The sequence below is a fragment of the Bullifex sp. genome (assembly GCF_034103065.1).
Taxonomy (GTDB): domain Bacteria; phylum Spirochaetota; class Spirochaetia; order Sphaerochaetales; family Sphaerochaetaceae; genus Bullifex.
Genome location: NZ_JAXEGN010000045.1, coordinates 1 through 2,093 on the forward strand (window position 1 = coordinate 1; position 2,093 = coordinate 2,093).

General features: G+C 29.1%; 3 protein-coding genes and 1 pseudogene. 2 read left to right on the top strand and 2 right to left on the bottom strand.

Going from position 1 to position 2,093, the window contains the following annotated elements; genetic code table 11:
* Together SOY52_RS01820 and SOY52_RS01825 are read right to left on the bottom strand one after the other, a co-directional pair.
* Window positions 1-246 (bottom strand): annotated as a pseudogene (locus SOY52_RS01820) (ABC transporter permease); the annotation flags it as partial.
* Entirely contained in the window at window positions 243-1,103 is an 861-nt protein-coding gene (locus tag SOY52_RS01825; protein WP_320847279.1) for an ABC transporter permease, read from the bottom strand. The pseudogene SOY52_RS01820 and the gene SOY52_RS01825, both read right to left, overlap by 4 nt.
* Before the next feature lie 73 nt (window positions 1,104-1,176).
* Between SOY52_RS01825 and SOY52_RS01830 the strand changes: the two genes are divergently transcribed.
* On the top strand, window positions 1,177-1,917 hold the full coding sequence (locus tag SOY52_RS01830) for an ABC transporter ATP-binding protein (protein WP_320847280.1): 741 nt from the start codon (window positions 1,177-1,179) through the stop codon (window positions 1,915-1,917).
* A partial coding sequence (locus SOY52_RS01835; protein ID WP_320847281.1) for a hypothetical protein occupies window positions 1,905-2,093 on the top strand: 189 nt, incomplete at its 3' end. The genes SOY52_RS01830 and SOY52_RS01835, both read left to right, overlap by 13 nt.

The following is a 2,093-nucleotide window of genomic DNA, read 5'->3' on the forward strand; positions in this document are numbered from 1 at the left end:
ACCAATAATAAACCCACAAATTGTTGATAACAAAGCAACAGAAAAAGAAATAAAAAATGAATTTCTAGCGCCATTAATACAACGTGAAAAAAGATCTCTTCCTAAAGAATCTGTTCCAAGTATATGCTCTAAAGAAGGAGAACTTAAGCTATTATTAATATCCATTAAATTAGGATTTGGTAAAAATATTGGAGTAATAATTAATAAAAAGAGGATCAAAGTTAGTGCTATTAAAACCTTATTCACATCGTTCTCCTTTTATTTATTTCATCAAGAATATCCTCAATAATACTAAAAAACGATGTAATTAATATAATTAGTATTAATACTCCTGCAATGGTTAAGCTATCACGTCTAGCAATTGCTTGAACTATTAAATTACCAATACCTGGTATAGAAAATATTATTTCCACAGCTGCAGAAGAGGCAATTAATGAAATAAAGCTTTGATCAACTAAAACAATTACGACATTTAATATATTTAGCAAAATATGATAAAAGAATACTTTTACGTTTCCTAAACCTTTAGAATATGCAAACGTTACGTATGGTTTTACTTTCTCTCTTATTATTAAATCTCTAATGTTTTTCATTAAAAAAGGGGCATGTACAAGCCCTAAGCAAAGAGAAGGTATAAGAAGTGAAAATATTTTATGTTCATCATCATATACTACAAAATAACTAAAGGCTTTTGATGAAATTAATAGAGCTATTAACGAAATTAAAAAAGAAGGAAAGGAATATGTTATTGATGAAAAAACTTCAAATAATAGCTTTTTCCCTTTAATTACATCTAAATATATAAAAAATAAAGAAATAGTAAGTGCAATTACTAAAGACATAATTGATAGTATTACCGTTGGTAACAGCCTCTCAAGAATTAAGTCTTTAACGCTTATAGATAAAAAGGCACTGGTTCCTAAGTTAAGAGTTAATGCTTTTTTAATAAAAGAAATAAGTGACTCTGTTTGCTTTTCAACATTAATTACACTCTCTCCACTCATATATGTAGTACTATCTCCTGGTAAGACAGAGAGAACTAAATATATAAACATTAGTGATAATATTAATGTGATAATTACACTTATTGTTCTTTTAAGCATTGGTAAGGAGTTTATCACTATTTTAATTATCTAGGTAGATTTTAAAAACATAAAAGTGATATCTTTCATAGGTATGAATAGCGTTATAGAGGTTAAAGATTTATCACTTGAAATTGGAAGTAAAAAAATATTATCAGATATTTCTTTTTCTCTTGAAAAAAGTTCATTTACTGCAATCTGTGGTAGAAATGGAGCAGGAAAAAGCCAACTATTAAGAATATTAAAAGGATTAAGAAAACCAACTAATGGAAATATTTATATTAAAGGTGAAGATGTAACTAAAAACAAAAATAAAAGACTATCCTCTGTTGGCCTTGTTTTCCAAGAATCTGATTTACAAATAGTTGGGGAAACTGTCGAAAAGGATTTAATGTTTGGACCTGAAAATCTCCTTTGGCCTAATGATAAAATTGAAGCAAAAGTAAATGAAATGCTAGAGCTATTTTCGCTTTCAAAGCTTAGAAATAGAAGGCCAGCTACACTCTCAGGGGGAGAAAAAAGAAGACTAGCCATTGCTAGTGTACTTGCGATGGAGCCAGATATCATCTTTTTAGATGAGCCATTTGCAGCCTTAGACTACCCTTCTGTCCTTTCTTTACTAGACACATTAATAATGCTCCATAATAAAGGCGTTACTCTTGCAATTGTAACTCATGAAGCAGAAAGATTTTTAGCCCATACTACACATACACTGCTATTAAAAGAAGGTTCTATTATCTTTGACGGTCCATCAAAGGATTCATTAAATGTGTTAAAGAAAGCTGATGTCTTTATTCCAAACCTTTCCTTTGAGGAACTATCATGGAAGATGTAATGATATTTACTGCGAGAATTAGAGACTCTCTTTTTACTCGCATTAATCCATTAACAAAATTACTCTTTTTGATATCACTATCAATATTAGTAAGTATAGCATCAGTTGATGGCGTATTTTTAATTACCATCTTTGTTGTTCTTATTTCTATTTTTGATCAACTACCAATAAAAAAA

Coding starts and splice junctions, on each gene's coding strand:
- SOY52_RS01825 (WP_320847279.1), bottom strand. CDS start 1,103: ATGCTTAAAAGAACAATAAGTGTAATTATCACATTAATATTATCACTA.
- SOY52_RS01830 (WP_320847280.1), top strand. CDS start 1,177: ATGAATAGCGTTATAGAGGTTAAAGATTTATCACTTGAAATTGGAAGT.